This is a genomic window from Grimontia marina, from assembly GCF_900060185.1.
In the GTDB taxonomy this organism is placed as follows: domain Bacteria; phylum Pseudomonadota; class Gammaproteobacteria; order Enterobacterales; family Vibrionaceae; genus Enterovibrio; species Enterovibrio marinus.
Genome location: NZ_FIZY01000137.1, coordinates 1 through 2,148 on the forward strand (window position 1 = coordinate 1; position 2,148 = coordinate 2,148).

Sequence of the window (2,148 nt, forward strand, 5' to 3'; positions counted from 1 at the left end):
TTTTTCGGCCAATGACCAGCGATTTAATTGCGCGTTCAGCGCGATTATTGTCTATCGATAAATGACCATCGTCGATATAGCGGATGAGCTTCGGCCATTGACCTAGCGTGTATTTTATCGCTTTACCCAGCGGGCTGGACTCTATCACTTGTTGAGACGTCATCCACTCGTACAACTCATTCAGTATCGGTTTGGCATGCAGTTGCCGCTCAGATTTTCGTTTCTCTACCGATTGGCCTTTTAACCTCGACTCTATGCCATAAAGCTTCTGGATTTTGGCCAGCGCTTTATCTGCTTTGCCTGACTTACCTTTGCCTTGAAGCTTCTTAGCCCCCATGAACTTACGCCGTGCATGCGCCATGCAACCCACATTGGTCACTCGGTGAAGTCCATCATAGGCACCATAGCCATCGGTTTGCAGATAACCACGATAATCCCCCAAGAAAGCAACGGGGCATGCTCTCGCGCGACTGTTTTGATAGTCGTACAAGGCGATATTTTTCACATTGGGGAGTGCGGCATCTGGCGAGTCTGCGCCCGAGCAGTAGAGCCACATATAACACTGTTTATCTTCCTTGAGGACATTGAGCGGCGTTTCATCCGCCTGAACCACCACTTGCTCGAGTAAGTGCTCTTTTAGGGCGGCATAGAGTGGTTCGAACTTCTCACTGACTTGGATAACCCACCTTGCCATAGTGGTTCGTGATAGTTCGATTCCCGACTGGGTAAATAGCGACTCTTGGCGGTAAAGTGGCATCGCGTATTGGTATTTGCCAAGGATGATGTTGGCCAGCAAGCTTTCTGTGGCGAAGCTCTTAGGGATAATGCTTTGCGGCGCTGGCTTTTGAACAATGTGGTTGTTGTCTTGGGTTTGCTCGCACTGGCGGCAAGCATATTTAGGACGAACATATTCCAGCACTTTGAGTACGGCTGGTGAGAACTCAAGTTTCTCACTGCGGTCTTCACCGATTTTATGCAGACTATGTTGGCAACAAGCGCACTGCTTTTCATGGTCGTCTAAATCAAGTTCGATAACTTCACGAGGCAAGGTCTTTGGAAGTGGCTTGCGTTTACCGCGTTTCTTCGTTGTGGTGGTCGTCGTGATCTCAATCTCTTCTTCCTTAGCAGCTTCACATTCCGCTTCGTTGAAGAGGTCACCTTGCGATTCATCGTAAGGCTTTAGCGCCTCCGAGCGTTTAGCGAACTGACGGTCGAAGGCAAGCTTGAGTTGTTCAAGTAGCGATTGGCGTTCTTGTTTCCACTTGTTTTTCTCCGACATCAGCGTTTTTACCATCGCTTGTAGCTCGGCAACATCTTGACTTTGTGGGTTGATATTTGGCGTCTTTTTCATGACATTTATTATACTAAAATCATGCCGTTAACGCTTGGTGGATAAGGCTTTATTATCGTTTAAGTTATTGTAAAATCGTTTATTTGTACGGGTTTATGGCCGATAATCGTGAAGCCAGAAAGCAGTCTATCAAGCTCGAGTTGCGTTAGATGAAACACCTCATTTTTCTCTTTTGATGGCCACTTGTACTTGGCTTTTTCAAGACGTTTATACCAGAGAGCGAACCCCGTTTTATCCCAGTACAACACTTTGATTTTATCGCGCTGCTTGTTGGTGAACAGGAACAGTGCACCACTTCCCAAGGGTAAGCCGGTGTCATTTTCGATAATCGCAGCAAGACCGTTGATGGATTTTCTAAAATCGACGCTTTCACGATACAAGTAAATCTCTGGAGCGCTGAGCATGCGTTTCATGATAACGCACCGATAAGCTCTGCGAGATAGGCCGCTGGCGTGCCTTGTGGAATGCTCAGCTCAACATCATTGATGAGAAGAGTCATGTTAGCAGTTGCTATCTGAGCTTGATACTTCGTCGTCTTTTCGACGACTTCAGCTCGGACAAAGCCTAGAGATATGTCAGTCATATAGAGTTGCTGGCGCTTGGCATAGAACGTTGAGGGATTAAGTTCATTGAGCTTACAAAACGCGAGTATCTACAGTGAACTCGATTCAGATTGCTCGATAAGCGTTTGCCACTCTTGATTGGTGCGTCGTTTTCTCATTTCAAATCTCCTCATGGTTGGAGACTTGATCTTATTATTCGTACTAAATAGCTGTTCCTAATAGTAGATCTCAAAG

General features: G+C 46.4%; 2 protein-coding genes and 1 pseudogene. All 3 read right to left on the reverse strand.

Features of this window, described 5'->3' with window-relative positions; all coding sequences use genetic code 11:
* On the reverse strand, positions 1-1,351 hold a 1,351-nt coding region (gene tnpC, locus GMA8713_RS25455; RefSeq protein ID WP_062715456.1), incomplete at its 3' end, for an IS66 family transposase.
* A 59-nt stretch (positions 1,352-1,410) separates the two neighbouring features.
* Positions 1,411-1,764 carry an IS66 family insertion sequence element accessory protein TnpB gene (gene tnpB / locus GMA8713_RS25460; protein ID WP_062715458.1) on the reverse strand — a complete coding sequence of 118 codons (354 nt, stop codon included), beginning with the start codon at positions 1,762-1,764 and terminating at the stop codon, positions 1,411-1,413.
* A pseudogene (gene tnpA / locus GMA8713_RS25465) lies at positions 1,761-2,072 on the reverse strand (IS66 family insertion sequence element accessory protein TnpA). Before tnpA ends, tnpB begins: the two are co-directional and overlap by 4 nt.
* Positions 2,073-2,148: the final 76 nt, after the last annotated feature.

Excerpts from the sequence above, each read along its gene's own strand:
- tnpB (WP_062715458.1), bottom strand. The coding sequence starts at position 1,764 with ATGAAACGCATGCTCAGCGCTCCAGAGATTTACTTGTATCGTGAAAGC.